At 72.9% G+C, this 14,904-nt stretch carries 12 protein-coding genes; 4 read left to right on the top strand and 8 right to left on the bottom strand.

What is annotated here, in order from left to right; all coding sequences use genetic code 11:
- Nucleotides 1-46: 46 nt before the first annotated feature.
- Nucleotides 47-1,258 (bottom strand): metal-dependent hydrolase family protein, encoded by a 1,212-nt coding sequence (locus CLV43_RS14590; protein ID WP_106187708.1) that lies wholly within the window; start codon nt 1,256-1,258, stop codon nt 47-49.
- Nucleotides 1,259-1,332: 74 nt separating this feature from the next.
- Between CLV43_RS14590 and CLV43_RS14585 the strand changes: the two genes are divergently transcribed.
- Together CLV43_RS14585 and CLV43_RS14580 are read left to right on the top strand one after the other, a co-directional pair.
- On the top strand, nt 1,333-3,255 hold the full coding sequence (locus CLV43_RS14585) for a S9 family peptidase (RefSeq protein ID WP_106187707.1): 1,923 nt from the start codon (nt 1,333-1,335) through the stop codon (nt 3,253-3,255).
- Between the two features lie 102 nt (nt 3,256-3,357).
- On the top strand, nt 3,358-3,924 hold the full coding sequence (locus tag CLV43_RS14580) for a GNAT family N-acetyltransferase (RefSeq protein WP_106187706.1): 567 nt from the start codon (nt 3,358-3,360) through the stop codon (nt 3,922-3,924).
- A 374-nt stretch (nt 3,925-4,298) separates the two neighbouring features.
- Here the strand turns inward: CLV43_RS14580 and CLV43_RS14575 are convergent, their stop codons facing one another.
- Both CLV43_RS14575 and CLV43_RS14570 read right to left on the bottom strand, forming a co-directional pair.
- On the bottom strand, nt 4,299-4,955 hold the full coding sequence (locus CLV43_RS14575; protein WP_106187705.1) for an RES family NAD+ phosphorylase: 657 nt from the start codon (nt 4,953-4,955) through the stop codon (nt 4,299-4,301).
- 27 nt (nt 4,956-4,982) lie between these two features.
- The gene (locus CLV43_RS14570) at nt 4,983-5,567 is read right to left on the bottom strand and encodes a DNA-binding protein (RefSeq protein WP_106187704.1); all 585 of its coding nucleotides are present in this window, start codon (nt 5,565-5,567) and stop codon (nt 4,983-4,985) included.
- 196 nt (nt 5,568-5,763) lie between these two features.
- On the opposite strand from CLV43_RS14570, the gene CLV43_RS14565 reads away from it, so the two are divergent.
- Nucleotides 5,764-6,966, top strand: coding sequence for a glycosyltransferase 87 family protein (locus CLV43_RS14565; protein ID WP_106187703.1), 1,203 nt, complete (start codon nt 5,764-5,766; stop codon nt 6,964-6,966).
- Nucleotides 6,967-7,147: 181 nt separating this feature from the next.
- A complete protein-coding gene (gene mptB / locus CLV43_RS14560) occupies nt 7,148-8,572 on the top strand; it encodes a polyprenol phosphomannose-dependent alpha 1,6 mannosyltransferase MptB (protein WP_245886458.1) in 1,425 nt (474 codons plus the stop codon).
- On the opposite strand, the gene CLV43_RS14555 is transcribed toward mptB, so the two are convergent.
- The 5 genes from CLV43_RS14555 to CLV43_RS14525 form a co-directional block, all read right to left on the bottom strand.
- Nucleotides 8,532-9,062: an HdeD family acid-resistance protein gene (locus CLV43_RS14555; protein WP_106187701.1), complete on the bottom strand. Its 531-nt coding sequence runs from the start codon at nt 9,060-9,062 to the stop codon at nt 8,532-8,534. The genes mptB and CLV43_RS14555 overlap by 41 nt on opposite strands.
- 97 nt (nt 9,063-9,159) lie before the next feature.
- Nucleotides 9,160-10,020 carry a hypothetical protein gene (locus CLV43_RS14550; RefSeq protein WP_106187700.1) on the bottom strand — a complete coding sequence of 287 codons (861 nt, stop codon included), beginning with the start codon at nt 10,018-10,020 and terminating at the stop codon, nt 9,160-9,162.
- A 91-nt stretch (nt 10,021-10,111) separates the two neighbouring features.
- Nucleotides 10,112-10,567 carry a tudor domain-containing protein gene (locus tag CLV43_RS14545; RefSeq protein ID WP_106187699.1) on the bottom strand — a complete coding sequence of 152 codons (456 nt, stop codon included), beginning with the start codon at nt 10,565-10,567 and terminating at the stop codon, nt 10,112-10,114.
- A 54-nt stretch (nt 10,568-10,621) separates the two neighbouring features.
- Nucleotides 10,622-14,593, bottom strand: a complete 3,972-nt coding sequence (locus CLV43_RS47775; protein WP_170155843.1) for a DNA/RNA non-specific endonuclease — start codon at nt 14,591-14,593, stop codon at nt 10,622-10,624.
- A gap of 2 nt (nt 14,594-14,595) precedes the next feature.
- On the bottom strand, nt 14,596-14,901 hold the full coding sequence (locus CLV43_RS14525; protein WP_106187696.1) for a type VII secretion target: 306 nt from the start codon (nt 14,899-14,901) through the stop codon (nt 14,596-14,598).
- Nucleotides 14,902-14,904 lie beyond the last annotated feature (3 nt).

Raw genomic sequence — 14,904 nt, 5'->3', positions numbered from 1 at the left:
CCGGTGGGCGGACGGGCTTCCCGTCCACCCACCAGCCCCGTTCCCGTCACACCACCCGCTTGCCGTCCATCCACACCCCGCGGACCGCCGCGCGCAGCTCCGCACCGCTGCGCGCCGCCATCTCCTCCGCGTCCCCCTGCACCAGCACCAGGTCCGCCTTCTTGCCCGGTTCGAGCGTCCCCAGCTCACCGTCCACACCGAGCAGTTCCGCGGCCGACCGCGTGGCCGCGTGCAACGCCTGCGCGGGCGTCAGTCCACAGGCGACCATCAACGGCAGCTCCTCCAGGTTGTCCCCGTGCGGGCCGACCCCGGAGTCCGAGCCCATCGCGATCTTCACGCCCGCCTGGACGGCCATCCGCACCGACTCGTCGTGCCGGGCCGCCACGCTCGTGGCCTTCTCCCGGATGGCGTCGGACACCTTCATCCCGTCGGCGATCTGCTTGAGCACGGCCCGCGGCGCGGTCAGCGTCGGCACCAGCCACGTGCCGTTGGCCAGCATCAGCTCCACGGCCTCCTCGTCGAGGAACACCCCGTGCTCGACCGAGCGGACGCCGTTGCGCGCGGCGACCTTGATGCCGTCGGTGGCCTGGGCGTGGGACATGACGAAGATGCCCGCCGCCCTGGCCTCGGCGACGACCATCGCGACCTCCTCGTCGCGGAACTGGCCCAGCCGGGGGTTCGAGCGCGGGGACAGCACGCCGCCGCTGGTGGCGATCTTGATGACGTCGGCGCCCGCGCGGACCAGCTCGCGGACGATCCGGCGCAGCTCCTCGGGGCCGTCGCCGACGCCGTTGGGCGCGCCGGGGTGGTGCACCGCGCCGTGCACGCCGCACGGCATCCACTCGTCGCCGTGACCGCCGGTCTGCGACACCATGCTGATCGCGATCTGCATCCGCGGCCCGGCGACCAGCCCGGTGCGCACGGCGGTCGCGACGCCGAGGTCGGAGCCCAGCGCGTCGCGCACGGACGTGATGCCGCACTCCAGCGTGGCCCGCATGCGGCCGATGGCCTGGTAGAAGGGCAGTGAGAACGGGGTGTTCAGCGCCTTCACGGTGTCGATGTCGCCGAACATGAAGTGCGTGTGGCAGTCGAACAGGCCGGGCAGGACCGTGTGACCGGTCGCGTCCACGACCTCGTCGCCGTCCAGGCCCGTGCCGACGTCCACGACCCGGCCGTCCTCGACCACCACGTCACCGGGCCGCGCGGCAGCGCCGGAGCCGTCGAACACCTTGCCACCTGCGAACACGATCCGAGTCATGGCACCGCAATCCTGTGTGATCGTCAATAAATCTCGTGAGCCTTGCTAAGAATAGTGGGGTAACGTGCTCCATCGTGCGCCCCGATGACCTGAAACTGCTGTCCGTGCCCGGCCCGCTCGCGCTGCACGGCGACCTCCTCCTGGTCACCGTGACGAGCCCCGACCTGACCGCGAACGCCTACCGAGGCGGTCTGCACCGCGTGCCGCTGGACGGCGGCGAGCCCGTGCGCTGGACGTGGGGGGACCGCGACCAGGCCCCGCGCGTCTCGCCGGACGGTCGCTGGGTGGCGTTCCTGCGCAGCTCCGGACAGGGCAAGGCGGCCGTCCCGCAGCTGCACGTGCTGCCGACCGGCGGCGGCGAACCGCGCCGGGTCACCGACCTGCCGCTGGGCGCGGGCGCCCCGGTGTGGGCTCCGGACTCGCGGCGGATCGCGTTCACCGCGCGGGTCCCCGAGCCCGGCCGCTACGGCACGGCGCTCGTCGAGGGCGAGGACGCGCCCGCACCGGACGCCGAGGCCCCGCGCCGGATCACCCGGCTGGACTACCGCGTCGACGACGTGGGCTTCCTCGGTGACCGGATGCCGCGGCTGCACGTCGTGGACGCGCTGGACCCGGACGCCGAGCCGGTCGAGCTGACCGACGGCGCGTTCGCCGTCGCGGAGCCGACCTGGACCCCGGACGGCGAGCGGCTGGTCTTCGTGGTCGACCGCGACCTGGGCGTCGTCGAGTCGCTGCACAGCGACCTGTACTCGGTGGCCGCCGAGGGTGGTGAGCCGGAGCTCGTCGTGCGCACCGAGGGCAGCGCGGCCCACCCGTTCCACGGCCCCGACGGCACGCTGCACTTCCTGGCCAGCGAGTTCACCGGCACCAACGGCGTGGCGCGCAACCTCGGCCTGTGGTCGTACTCCGGGTCGACCGCGACCAGGCTCACCGACGTCGAGACCGTCGACTGCGAACGCGCCGCGGGCGTCCCCGTGGTGACCGGCTCCGGCATCCTGGTCGCGGTCCGCAACCGCGGTGCCGTCGAGCTGCGCCGCGTGCCGCTCGACGCCTCCGGTGCGGTCCTCGACGACCTGGAAGTCGTTGCGGGACAAGGCGGTGAGGTCAAGTCGTTCGGCGCGGACGGCGACCGCGTCGTCGCGGTCGTGTCCACTTCGGACAACCCCGGCGAGGTCGTGCTCGTCGGCACCGGCGCGATCACCGACTTCGCCGCCCCGCTGCGCGCGGCGGGCGTGCGCGCGTCGGTCGAGCTGACCGGCACCGCGCCCGACGGCTACCCGGTGCACGGCTTCCTGGTGCTGCCCGAGGGCGAGGGCCCGCACCCGGTCGTGCTGGCCGTGCACGGCGGCCCGTTCATGTACCACACCAAGGGGTTCTTCGACGAAGCCCAGGTCTACGCCAGTGCGGGCTACGCCGTCGTGCTGCCCAACCCGCGCGGCTCGGCCGGGTACGGCCAGGCGCACGGGCAGTCGATCGTCGGCGGGTTCGGCACGGTGGACGTGGACGACGTGCTCGCGGTCCTGGACGCCGCGCTGGAACGGCCGGAGCTGGACGCCGACCGCGTCGGCGTGATGGGCGGCTCGTACGGCGGGTTCATGACCAGCTGGCTGGCCGCGCACCACGGCGAGCGCTTCCGCGCCGCGTGGAGCGAACGCGCCGTGAACGCCTGGGACTCGTTCGGCGGGTCGTCCGACATCGGCTGGTTCTTCGCCGACGCCTACTGCGGCGCCGACCCGGCCAAGCAGCAGGCGATGAGCCCGCTGACCTACGCCGAGAAGATCAGCATGCCGTTCGCCGTCGTGCACTCCGAGCACGACTGGCGCTGCCCGCTCGAACAGGCCCAGCGCATGTTCGTCGCGCTCCGCCGCAACGGCGTGCCCGCCGAGATGCTGATCTTCCCCGGTGAGGGCCACGAGCTCACCCGGTCGGGCAAGCCGCGGCACCGCCACCAGCGCTTCGACGCCGTCCTGGACTGGTGGTCCAGGCACCTCGGCTGACCGGTACGACTTTCGGTGGATTTCCCGCCGAAGTCGTCCCGCGCGGTGGGCGGGATATCTCAATGGCTAGCGGTGGCGGCTCCCGTGCGGCACGCTCCCTGCATGCAGTGGACAGTCCGGCCCGCGAGGCCGGAGGACGCCACGGAGATCGCCCGGATCAACGTGGCCGCGTGGCAGCACGCGTACCGGGGCATCGTCGCCGACCCCGTGCTCGATCGCATGCTGCCGGAGAGCAGGCTCCCCGGCTGGAGCCGCGTCCTCGCCCTCCCGGAGCCCAGCGCCGTGTTCGTGTCCGTGACCGACGACGGTGTCATCGGGGCCTACTGCGCGGTGGACGCCGTCCGCGAGATCGGCGACGCCCACCCGGACCTGCACACGGGCGAGATCACGGCCATCTACGCCGACCCCCGGTTCAAGGGGACCGGGGCCGGGCACGAGGTGCACGAGGTCGCCGTCCGACACCTGATCGACCACGGGTTCCGGTACGCGGTGCTCTGGGTCTTCCAGGACAACACACCCAGCCGGGAGTTCTACGAGGCGCACGGGTGGCGGCACGACGGGGTGGTGCACCGGTACGAGCTGGGGGACCAGGAGCTGCCTGAGGTGAGGTATGCCCGGTTCCTGTCGGCGCCTCGACGCCGGTCGACCGCGGCGGCCCGCCGTTCCTGAGGGTGGTCTTGGGGCGTGGCTTGGTGGGTGGTGGGTGAGGTGCCTCTACCCCGGTCGCCGAGTGTTCTATGCCCACCCAAGCTTGTCAAGACGGTGAAGCTGTCTTGACAAGCTTGGGTGGGCATAGAGATGGCTTCGGATCGGGGTGCCGGAGGGGACTGGCTACGCCAGCATCAGGCTGCGCCTGACCAGGCATCCTCGCTGCGCGTCGGACAGGGCATCCTCGGCTCCGCCGTCGGACAAGGCCACTGGCGCTCCGCGCCGGATGGGGGTGGCGGCTGCGCCAGTCCGTGTTCCTCGCGCCGCGAGGGGCGGGCGTTGGGTGGGGGCCCGAGGTGGGTGTTCGTGCGTGCCAAGGCCGAAGCGGCCCCTGATCACCCCAGCAGTGTGTAGTTCAGCTCCTCGCACACCCTGGCCAGTGGCAGGTCCAGGCCTGGGTGGTCCAGAGGTAGGAGGACGTCCGGGGCTGCTGGTAGGCAGGAGGCGCCTGGGGGGTCCCAGAGGCAGACGGCGGGGTCGCCGGAGTCCATGGAGGAGCGGTACCAGAGGCCGTCGAGTTCCGGGTAGGCGGCGCGGATGGCGCGTGCCCAGGCTTGGGTGAGGTGTTTGGGGCCGCTGCTGAGTTCCTGGGAGGCGCCGACGCGGGTGGGCCAGAGGCCGGTGAGGTCGAGGAGGCGGAGGGTGCGGCGGGGGCGCAGGGCGACCAGGAAGGGGCTGCGGGTGCGGCGGTCGACGACCGAGGTGGCCTGGAAGACCTCGGCGACGCTGGTCCGCACGGTGAGGCCGAAGTAGAGGACGCCGTGCTCCTGGGCGACCGACGGGGTGCCGTCGGGGCTCGGGGGGTGGGTGTCGAACCTGGCGTGCGGCAACGGGCCGGTGTAGCGGAAGGTGTTCCAGCGCTGGGGGTGCTGGCCTTTGGCGGTGAAGACGCGCACCAGGCGGGTCGCGCGGTGCACCGCCACCACGTCCTCGGTGCGGCGCAGGATCGCCTGCAGCACGGCGGGAGCGGGCGGCTGGGGAAGCCGTGACATTCGGGTCCAGTCGTTCGGGGACGTGGGTCAGACGGGCGTGCCGAGCATCGCCGCGAGGTCGGCGACGCGGCGCGGGTCGCCGCCTGCCAACAGCCAGTCGCGGGGAGTGGTCGGGGTGCCGTCGACGAGCAGGTCTTCCTGGGCGGTCGTCATGAACGCGGCCACGACGAGCGCGGGCTGGTCCTGCGCGACGGTGGCGAGCACGGCCTCCAGGCCGGGCAGGACGCCGGTGCCGGCGAACTGCCACGCGGGCAACCGCCAACTGCCCTTGTCCTTCCAGCCCACGAGCCTGCCGACGCCGAGCCGGTGCCGGATGCGGCTGGTGTCGACCTGCAGCTGGCGGGCCGCCTCGGCCACGGTCAGCGCGGTGTCGCGCAGCACCGACAGCGCCACTATGGACCGCGCCCTGGGCATGGCGTCGGTGTTGGTCTGCGGGCCGAGGTCGAGGCCGACGTCGGTCAGCACCTCGCGCTGGTCGGGCGTGAAGTAGCTCGCGGGCTCCGGATGAGGAGGCGCGAGCCGCTTGGCGGCCTCGGCGACCAGGTTGAGGAACTCCATTGGCGTGACCTGTAGGCCGGCCTTGGCCAGCACCGTCTCCAGCGCAGGACTCATCCGCACAGAGTATCCCGAGCGTGCGCCTTTGTGCGCCCGTTCGGGAGGATTGGTCCGAATGTTCCACTGTGCGCGCACAGCTCACCACACTACGTAAACGCGCGAGGTCCGGCACGTGAGATGGCACTCACCCGCCGCCTGGTTACCATTCGGGCCGCGCCGCTCGGCGCGTTCACGTTGCGGGGGTGGTCGTCCGATGGTCGTGGAAGCCGGGGATGCGGTCCGGTCGGACAAGCTCACCCGTGCCGTCGTCGCGGTCTGGCTGCTGGTCATGGTGGGCACGCTCGTCTACGTGATGACCCGCGAGCACGAGTGGTCGCTGGACCTGCGGGTCTACCGCAACGGCGGCGGCGCGTGGCTCAAGGGCCTGCCCATCTACGTCGACCACTTCGGCAGCGCGCTGGGCGGTCCCGACCTGCCGTTCACCTACCCGCCGATCGCGGTGGTGCTGTTCAGCCCGCTGGCCGCCGTGCCGCTGCCCGTCGCCATCTTCGTCATCGCCCTGCTCAACCTCGTCGCGCTGACCGCCCTCTGCCTGATCGCCGCCACCCGCGTCTGCGGCCGCGGCCCGCTCGCGATCCGCTACGGCCTCGGCGCCGCCGCGGTCGGCTCGGTCTTCGACCCGGTGCGCGAGACGCTGTCGTTCGGCCAGATCAACCTGCTGCTCGCCGTGCTCGTGCTGCTCGACTGCCTGCTGGCCCGCACCCGGCTGCCGCGCGGCGCGCTCATCGGACTGGCCGCGGCCATCAAGCTCACGCCCGCGGTGTTCGTGCTGTTCTTCCTCGCGAAGAAGGAGTGGCGGCCCGTCGTCACGGCGTTCGCGTCGTTCCTGGTGTTCGCGGGGATCGGTTTCCTGATCATGCCCGGCGAGGCCCGCCAGTTCTGGTTCCACGCCCTGCTCGACCCCGGCCGCGTCGGCAGGCTCACCTACACCAGCAACCAGTCGCTGCGCGGGCTGGTCGCGCGCCTCGGCCTCGACGGCACCCCGCAGGTCGCCGTCTGGGCGCTGCTGTGCCTGGTGGTCGTCGTGCTCGCGTTCGTCGCCGCGGTGAAAGCGCGGAAAGCGGGTGACGACGTGGCCGCTTTCCTGGTCGTCGCCGTCGCCGGACTGCTCGTCTCGCCCGTGTCCTGGGGCCACCACTGGATCTGGATCGCTCCGGCCCTCACGGTGTTCGCGGTTCCCGCGTACCGCGCGGCGAAGGCGTTCTGGGCGTTCGCGGTTCCCGGTGTCCTGGTGTTCCTGATCGGGCCGCACTGGCTGTTCCCCAACGACAACGACGTCGAGCGGAACTGGGCCTGGTGGCAGCAGGTCATCGGCAACGCGTACGTGTGGTTCGGGCTGGCCGTGGTCGTGGCGCTGGCCGTGGCCCGCCGTCCGAGGCCGGTGGAGGTCGGCTGACCCGCGTTCCCCGCACCACGTGCGGAAAGCGGACGGTGGTCTCGGTCCGTGTGCGACGATGACGGCGATGGCTTCAACTCCGTCCTCCCCCCGATCGAGCGCCGTGCCACTTGCGCCGCGTGCTGCTGTCAGCACGCCGCCCGAGCCCACCGGACTGCCGATCCGGACGATCCTCCTCGGCGTGGTGGGCGTTTCCCTCGTCGCGCTCGGCGGCGCGGGCGCGGGTGCCGTCGTGAAGACCGACCCGGTGCTGACCGACCTGTCGTTGAGCTGGATCCGGTACGGCCATGGCCACGACCTGGCGACGGCGCTGCTGTACGCGGGTCTGGGGCTGGTGATCTGGGCGTGGGTGCGGCTGGGGCGGATGGTGCACCGGCGGCACGTGGGCAGCCTGGCGGTGCTGGTCGCGATCGTGGCGTGGACGTTGCCGCTGCTGCTGTCGCCGCCGTTGTTCAGCAAGGACGTGTACAGCTACCTGGCGCAGGGGCAGTTGGCGCTGCACGGGTTCGACCCGTACCGGGTGGGTCCGGCGGCGTTGCCGTCGCCGTTGAGCGACAACGTGAGCTGGGTCTGGCAGAACACCCCGGCCCCGTACGGACCGCTGTTCATCCTGATCGCGAAGTCCGTGGTGTGGGCGACCGGCGCGGGCGTGATCGGCGGTGTCGTGCTGATGCGGCTGGTGCTCGCGGCCGGGCTGGCGCTGCTGTGCTGGTCGCTGCCGGGACTGGCCCGCCACCTCGGCGGTCGTCCGGCGGTCGCGCTGTGGCTGGCCGGGGCGAACCCGCTGATGCTGGTCCACCTGATCGGCGGCGGCCACAACGACATCCTGATGGTCGGCCTCATGGCCGCCGGGGTCCTGCTCGTGCTCGACCGGCGGCACGCCCACGGCATCGCGCTGGTGTCGGCGGCGGTCGCGATCAAGGCGACCGCCGTGGTGGTGCTGCCGTTCCTGGTGCTGGTCTGGGCCGCCCGGCTCGACGGCACGCGGCGCTCCCGGCTCGGCCGGGCCGTCGCGCGCGGCACGGCGGTCTTCGGCGCGGTGTTCGCGCTGTGCTCGGTGGTCGCGGGCGTCGACCTGGGCTGGATCCCGGCGCTGAAGTCGTCCTCCGCGATCGTGAACTGGCTGTCGCTGCCCAGCGCGCTGGGGGACTTCGCGCACACCCTGGTCGCCGTCGTGGTGGACGTGGAGCCGGGGGTCTTCATGGCCGTCGCGCGCGCCGCCGGGTCGGTGCTGCTGGTCTACATCGCGTGGCGGCAGTGGCGGGCGGCCGAGGACGGCGGACCCAACGCCATCCGGCACGCCGCGCTCACCATGCTCGCCGTCGCCCTGCTCTCGCCCGCGACGCTGCCCTGGTACTTCAGCTGGCCGCTGGTCCTCGGTGCCGGGCTGGCGTGGACCGCGAAGGGGCTGACCGCGGCGGTGTTCTTCTCCAGCACCCTGCTGCTGGTGACCTTCCCCGACGGCGACACGGCCCTGTACTCGTGGGGCTACCTGGCCCTGACCGCGGCCGTGTCCGCGCTGGCCGCGGTCTCGCTCACCAGGCCCGACCCGCTGGAGCTGTCGTTCAGACCGCTACCGGCGCGGCCTTCCGCAGCCGCAGGCTGAGCAGCACCAGCACGATCCCCCAGAGGATCGCGAACCCGCCGATCATCACCACGAGCGCTAGCGCCCCGGTGCCCGGCGTGGACAGCAGGATCAGGCCGAGCACCACGGACAGCACACCGCTGAGCGCCAGGAACCGCTCGTGCTCGATCACCTTGCGCAGCCGCACGGCCGTCACGATCTCCAGCACCCCGCCGACGACGGCCCACACGGCGATCACGACCAGCAGCGCCAACGCCGTGATGCCCGGCCAGAACAGCGCGACCAGCCCCGCGACCACGCCCAGCGCGCCGAGCACGCCGTGCGCCGCGTCCCGGTGGGTGATCGCCAGGTACAGCTCGGTGGCGCCGTCGACCAGGGTGTACGCGCCCCACAGGACGACCAGCGCGACCAGCGTGATGCCCGGCCAGATCAGCGCCATCAGCCCGAACAGGATCGCGAACGCCCCGCGCAGCGCGAACAGCCACCAGCGGCGGGCGAGCATTTCCCTCATCGCGTGCCTCCCCGATCGGATCACCTGACCCAATCGTGGCAGCGCCGCGGGAAACGGCAACACGGGCGAACCCAGTGTCCGCCCGTGTCGCGCGAGCTCAGCCGACCGAGACGCCCTGGCCCGTGATCAGGCCGACCGCGACCTCCTTGGTCGCCTCGTCCACCGGGGCCAGCTGGAAGTTCAGCCCCATGATGTGCGCGACCATGTCCGGCTCCGGCGGCAGGCCGTACTTGCGCAGGTAGTGCGGCACGGCTCCCGCCCAGATCCAGGTGCCGTCGGTGCGGAAGTTCAGCGGCACGTCCTGCTCACCGGCCGAGAACTCGTCCACGTCGTACTTGCTCGCGGCCAGCACGACCGGCGCGGCCTCGAGGTAGGCGGTGAGCTGCTCGCGCAGCCGCGGGTCGACCGGCGGCCGGTTGACGAACGGCCTGCCGTTCGGCGCCTTCCCGTCGTACACGCGGGCCGTGCGCATCGGCGCGGGCACACCCCCCGGGGGCGTGTCGACCGGCGCGTCCACGGGCGGCAGGCCGATCCGCTGGCGCCACCAGGCCGGGATGCGGTCCTCGGTGCGCGGGAACGTCCGCAGCTCGTCCTGGAGACCGATCGGCGGCGGCGGGTTGCGCCAGCGCGGCTCGTCCTCGGAGTTGAAGTCCACCGTGAACGCGCTCGGCGCCTCGAGCTCGTAGACGGCGGTCAGCCACGTCCCCCGGTCGGGCGCGTGCATCCCCGCGCGCAGCTGGCCCAGCAGCGTCACCACGTCCATCGGCGGCCGCAACGGCTGGAACTGCCCGTCCGGACCCGCGAACGCCATGTCGACCTCGATGTGCCGCCCGGCGGCCCGGTACTCGGTCCGCACCCGCTGCCACCCCGGCGGGAGCGCAGGCAGCATCGCGCGTCCGATCTGCCGGACCAGCACCTGCTGCTCCTGGTCGGTTAGCGGTGTAGTCGGCTGGCTCATGCGTCGCGCACCCCTTCGACATCCCCCCGGTTCGGTGCGCCGATCTTAACGGTCGCGCCACCGGCGCGTGACCGCGTCGACCCGGAAGGGGTCAATCGGAGTCGTCCCCGGACGCTTCCGCCAGCTTGGCCCGCAGCCAGTCCGGGATGTGCTCATCCGACCGGGGGAAGTAGTCCTGGTCGAGCGCGTACGCGCTCGCCGTCAGCGGCGGCGTGAAGGTCGGCTCGCCGTCGTAGTCGTACTCCACCTCGTAGCGGCCGGGCGGCTCGATGGTGATCCGCGCCGTGTACCAGCTGCCGCGGTCCTCCTCGTACATGCCCGCGCGCAGCTTCTTCAGCACGCGCATCGCCGCCGCGGGCGGCGCGACCTTGGTCTGCCCGCCGTCCGGGCCGGTGGACAGGAAGGTCGCGGTGTCGATGCCCACCGTCGACCGGAACGACAGCTCCAGCGCCCGCCAGCCCTCCGGGGCGGCGGACAGCAGGATCCCCCCCGCCTCCTGGAGCAGTTCCTCCTGCTCGGGCGGGGTCAACTGGATCGGGTCCGACATGACCACTTCCTCATCGGTAGGGCTGCTGTCCGGCGTCGAGCCTATCCCGGCCGCTCAGCGCCGACGTGGTGGGATGTTGTTGTAGACCAACGGATCCTCGGGGACGCCGTCGATCCAGTACTGCACGTGGATGGACGTGGGCGTCTTCTTCCCGTCCGGGTAGTCCATCTCGACCTGCACGGTCAGCTTCGGCTTCGGGTCGCGCGCGAGCACGTCGCCCCAGTGCTCCTCCAGCGCGCGGAAGTTGTCCGCCAGCGTGCTGCCCGGCTGGTGCTGGTTGAGGGTCTCCAGCATCGGGACCATGTTGATGTACTCGCCGGGCCCGTCGAACTCGGTGCCCGCGAGGTGGCCGCCGTTCCAGCCGACGTCCTCGTAGAGCTGGACCTCGTGCGGCTCCGGGGGCCTGCCGTGCGCCTCCTCGAACTCCTTGACGACCTGCTGGTTGTGCGCCCGGTACTCGTCGCGGCCCTCGTGGCCGACCGGGCCCTGGTCGGGGCTGCGGCGGGCCGAGTCCGACCCGGTGTGCACCAGGTCGCCCGTCATCCGCGAGGTCCGGGCGTCCGCGTCGGTGTGGAACGTGTAGACGCTGCCCGCCTGCCCGGTCACCCGGTACTCGCAGTTCGGGAACGGCTGCCTGCTGTCGGGCCGCCAGTCGCCCTGCTTGCCCGACGTGGTCTCGACGCGCACGACGTTGCCCTCGGCGTCGGTGGTGAACACGCCCCGGTCGCGGCCCGCCCGGTCGGTGACCTCGTACCGGGTGTTCGGCTCGAGCTGGACGGGGTTGCCGTCGGCGTCCCGCCCGAACGGCCTCGACTTGAGCGGCGCGTTCGGGTCGTCCCTGTCGACCTGCACGGTCCGCGGCGGCTCGTCGGCCGCGCGGTCGCGCGCGCCGCTGGGGTCGAGGTCGGACTTGTCCTTGTCGTGCGTGCCGGGGACGAACCCGTCCTCGCTGGACCTGACCTTGGTGCCGTCGGGGTTGTGGGTCTCCCACTCGCCGTTCGGCGGGATCTTCGGCTGGCGGTTGCCGTGCGCGTCGACCTCGGCGTCGGAGGTGTAGACGCGGCCGTTGCTGTCGGTCCACGCGGGCTTCGTCGGGGCCAGCACGGGGGCGTCGGTGTGCGCCGCGAGGCGCTTCGCGAAGTCGTTGCTGCCCGCGTCGCAGCCGATCAGCCTGATCGGCGTCTTGCCGTCCCACCCGTTGCGGCGCAACAGGTCCCCGTACTCCTCGGGGCTGTAGGTGTGGTTGCCGATCCGGGCCCGGCCGTCCGGGGTGATGTGGACGTCGGCGGTGAAGTAGCGCGGGTCGTTCGGCACCCGGCTCGGCAGGTCGCCCATGTCGGCGTCGCCGCGGTGGTGCGACACGCCCGCGGGCGTCGTCTCGCCGTACCGCGCGTGCGCCTCGTCGATGTCGGGCCGGTGCTGGTCCGGGGTGTGGTGGGTCGGGTCGGGGGTGTTCGGGTCGTGGTGCGGCGGCGTGTTCGGGTCGTGCTGGCGCGGGCCCGCGGGGTCGCGGTGCGGTGGTGCGGAGGGGTCGTGGTGCGGTGGCGCGCCGGTCTGCGGGCCGCGGGCCCGCGGGGCGTGCTGGGGCGGCCCGGTGTTCGGCCGCGGCTGGGTCGGGCCGGTGTGCGGCGGGTTCGTGCGCGCCGGGTTCGTGTGCGCGGGCCCGCCGGGACGGGTCTGCGGCGGTCCGGCCGGACGGGCCTGGGGAGGACCGGCGTGCGGGGGACCGGCGTGGGGAGGTCCGGCGTGCGGGGGACCGGCCTGCGCCGGTCGGTACGGCGGCGGGCCCGCCTGGGGCGGCCGCGCCTGCGGCGGACCGGAGTGGGACGGCCCGGCGCTCTGCGGCCGGGTGCCGTCCGGGGCGCGACCCTGCGGGGTGCCCGACGACAGGTCGCCGCGGTGACCGGGTGTCCCGGTCCAGCCGCTGCCCGAACCGGGCCTGGACGACCCCGGTGAACCGCCTCCGCCCGGCTGGCCACCGCCGTGCGGCGCCCCGCCACCCGGCGCGGGCGCACCCTGCTGGGGCACCTGCGCAGGCCCGGTGTCCCGCGGCCCGGTGTGCGGCTGGTCGACCCTGGACGGCGCGTCCGCCCCGGACGAGTGCGTCTGGTCCACCCGCGCTGGCGCCGACCCCGCCGGGCTCGTCGACGGCCCGTGCCCCGGCCCGACCGGACTCGGCGACGGACCACCAGGTGCGTGCGGCGGCCCACCGGGCGCGTGCCCGCCCGGCGCGGGAGCACTGGGACCGTGTCCGCCCGGTGCGGGCGAGGGGCTGCTCGGGCTGTGCCCGCCAGGGCCGCCGGGGCTGTGACCACCTGGGGTGGGGCCGCCGTTGCCGGGGCTGTGTCCACCGGGTGCGTGCGAGGGCGCGCCAGGGCTGTGCCCACCCGGAGCGTGCGACGGACCGCCGGGGTTGTGTGCGGGGCCGCCGTTGCCGGGGCTGTGCCCGCCTGGAGCGTGCGACGGACCGCCGGGGTTGTGTGCGGGAGCGCCGTTGCCGGGACTGTGCCCGCCGGGTGCGTGCGAAGGTGCGCCGGGGTTGTGTGCGGGTGCGCCGTTGCCGGGGCCGCCCGGAGCGTGGGATGGACCGCCGGGACCGTGCCCACCGGGACCGTGACCGCCGGGGGACGAGCCGCCGGGGCTGTGGCCGCCAGGGGCGGGGGAGTGCCCGGAAGGGTTGGTGGTGCTGGGGTTGTGCCCGCCCGGCCCGTGCCCGCCCGGACCGTGACCGCCGGGCGTCGAGCCGCCGGGGGAGCTGCCGGGCGTGTGGCCCGCGGGGCTGGTGCTGCTGGGGCCGTGTCCCGCCGGGCCGCCGGGTGAACTGCTGCTGGGTGACGGCGAGCTGCCGGGTGCGCGTCCCGCCGGGCTGGTGCTCGGACTCGGTGACGGGCTGCCGGGTGCCCGCGACGTCGGACTGGGCGACGGCGAGCCGCCGGGCGTCTGCGCCGCCGGAGTGGGCGAAGGACTCGGCGTGGCGCTGGACGGCGTCGTGGTGGACGGCGTGGTGCTCGACGGCGCGGTGTTGGACGACGGCGTGGTGGTGTCGGACGAAGGCCGGGACGGCGGGCCGTCCGGCTGGGTGGAGCGCGAGGTGTCGGAAGTGCTGGTGCTGGAGGACGTCGTGGTCGAGGCGGGCGTGTCGGCGTGCGACGTGGACGGCAGGTCCGTCCCGTCCCGGTTGAGCTTCTTCAGGAAACCGGGGTCGTCGATCTTCGTGCCGAGCACGTCCAGACCGGACGCCTTGCCCGCCAGCTTCCCGAGCACCTTCATGATCTTCTCGAAGATCTCGACCAGACGCTTGAGCATCGGCGAGACCTTCTTGATGGTGTCCAACAGCTTCTGGACGAGCTTCGCGATCCGGGCCGCCCACTTCCCGATGGCCGTGATGGCCTGCGCGACGATCACCGGCGTGCCGAAGCCCAGTGAGAACACGGCTTCCAGCACCCACGCGATGAGCTTCGCGACCAGGTCGGCGATCAGGTCGCGCACCATCTCGCGCACGAACGCGACGACCATGCCCATCACGCCGACGACCGTGCCGACGGACCCGGCCGCGCTGGCCGCGCCGGTGATCGCGTCGGACTGCTGCGCGGCGGCATCGCGGTAGGCGTCCGCGGCGGCGCCGGTCCACCCCTCGGTACCGGACTTCAGCGCGGTGGCGTAGTCCTCGCTGATCTTGCCCAGCTCGGTGGCCACGTTGTTCCACGTCGTGCTGTAGGACTCGATCACCGGCGGGTCGCCCGCGAGCCAGTCGAGCATGTCCTTCAACGGCTGCACGTGCTCCATCAGGAACGACGCGGCCGACGACATGAGGGTGCCGAACGGGTCGATGGCCATCGACGCGGCGTCCGCGGCGAGCCCGACGACGCCGAGGCCGCCCTCGATCCAGTTGCCGTCCTTGAAGCCGTTGAACGTGTCCATGGCGGACTCGGCGATGGAGACGCCGGTGGCCCAGCCGTTGTCACCGGTGCCCTGGGTGAACCCGGAGCCCTCCTGGGGTGCCTGCGCGACCAGGGGGTTCGACATGGTCAGTCACCGACCTTGAAGGTCTCGCCGATCGACTCGTCGACCGTGCGGTACTGCTTGACGGTGTCGTTGACGCTGTTCGCGGTGGTGTCCATGGCCTCGACGGCGCCGTTGAGCGCGTCCAGCCCCCACTGCTCGACGGGGTCGAGCATCATCCGGAACGGCTGGCACAGGATGCCGTAGGCGTCGGTCGGCATGCTGACCGTGCGGGCGGCGTCGAGCGCGCCCCGCAACCGCTCCCCCAGGTCGTCGAGCTGCTTGCGGTGTCCGTCCAGTGTCTCCGGGACGATGTCGAACTTCTCGGCCATCGG

Source organism: Umezawaea tangerina (assembly GCF_003002815.1).
Taxonomy (GTDB): domain Bacteria; phylum Actinomycetota; class Actinomycetes; order Mycobacteriales; family Pseudonocardiaceae; genus Umezawaea; species Umezawaea tangerina.
The sequence above is the reverse complement of the archived record's forward strand: the minus strand, read 5'-3'. Positions and strand labels throughout refer to the sequence as shown.

Bases quoted from the DNA above. Each gene is read 5' to 3' on its own strand.
- CLV43_RS14590 (WP_106187708.1), bottom strand. From the start codon at position 1,258: ATGACTCGGATCGTGTTCGCAGGTGGCAAGGTGTTCGACGGCTCCGGC.
- CLV43_RS14580 (WP_106187706.1), top strand. From the start codon at position 3,358: ATGCAGTGGACAGTCCGGCCCGCGAGGCCGGAGGACGCCACGGAGATC.
- CLV43_RS14575 (WP_106187705.1), bottom strand. From the start codon at position 4,955: ATGTCACGGCTTCCCCAGCCGCCCGCTCCCGCCGTGCTGCAGGCGATC.
- CLV43_RS14570 (WP_106187704.1), bottom strand. From the start codon at position 5,567: ATGAGTCCTGCGCTGGAGACGGTGCTGGCCAAGGCCGGCCTACAGGTC.
- CLV43_RS14565 (WP_106187703.1), top strand. From the start codon at position 5,764: ATGGTCGTGGAAGCCGGGGATGCGGTCCGGTCGGACAAGCTCACCCGT.
- CLV43_RS14555 (WP_106187701.1), bottom strand. From the start codon at position 9,062: ATGAGGGAAATGCTCGCCCGCCGCTGGTGGCTGTTCGCGCTGCGCGGG.
- CLV43_RS14550 (WP_106187700.1), bottom strand. From the start codon at position 10,020: ATGAGCCAGCCGACTACACCGCTAACCGACCAGGAGCAGCAGGTGCTG.
- CLV43_RS14545 (WP_106187699.1), bottom strand. From the start codon at position 10,567: ATGTCGGACCCGATCCAGTTGACCCCGCCCGAGCAGGAGGAACTGCTC.
- CLV43_RS47775 (WP_170155843.1), bottom strand. From the start codon at position 14,593: ATGTCGAACCCCCTGGTCGCGCAGGCACCCCAGGAGGGCTCCGGGTTC.
- CLV43_RS14525 (WP_106187696.1), bottom strand. From the start codon at position 14,901: ATGGCCGAGAAGTTCGACATCGTCCCGGAGACACTGGACGGACACCGC.